Here is a 378-nt window from a genome sequence, read left to right as displayed (position 1 = left end):
TCGGCTATTGGTACGGCTTTGCCTGGGTAATGTCCACGCCGGTAGCGATCATCCTGGCGGTGCTCGGCATCGCCTATTTAATGACCACCATGGCCGCCAACCGCTACAAGCGCGAAGGGCTGCGCCTGTGGCTATACCGTTGCAACTGGGGCCGCGGCTCAACCGGTCAGGGCCATGCCGTACAGATGCGAGATCTGCTTAGAATCCTGCAACGCCCCAGTGTGGTGGGCAGGGCCGTGCAGTACTCCGGTCACCGCAACCCGAGAGCCTCGTCAGGTTTCTGGGTACAGATCCAGTTACCCGCCGGCCTGGCGGGCATGGCCGTGGGCCTGCAAGCGGCGATATTCGAAAACATGCATTTATCCCGGCAGGATTGGC

1 pseudogene is annotated in these 378 nt (G+C 61.6%); it reads left to right on the top strand.

What is annotated here, in order from left to right:
* Nucleotides 1-378 (top strand): annotated as a pseudogene (locus tag ACCD02_RS32675) (hypothetical protein); the annotation flags it as partial.

Source organism: Pseudomonas sp. Pseusp88 (assembly GCF_047303955.1).
Classification (GTDB): Bacteria; Pseudomonadota; Gammaproteobacteria; order Pseudomonadales; family Pseudomonadaceae; genus Aquipseudomonas.
The sequence above is the reverse complement of the archived record's forward strand: the minus strand, read 5'-3'. Positions and strand labels throughout refer to the sequence as shown.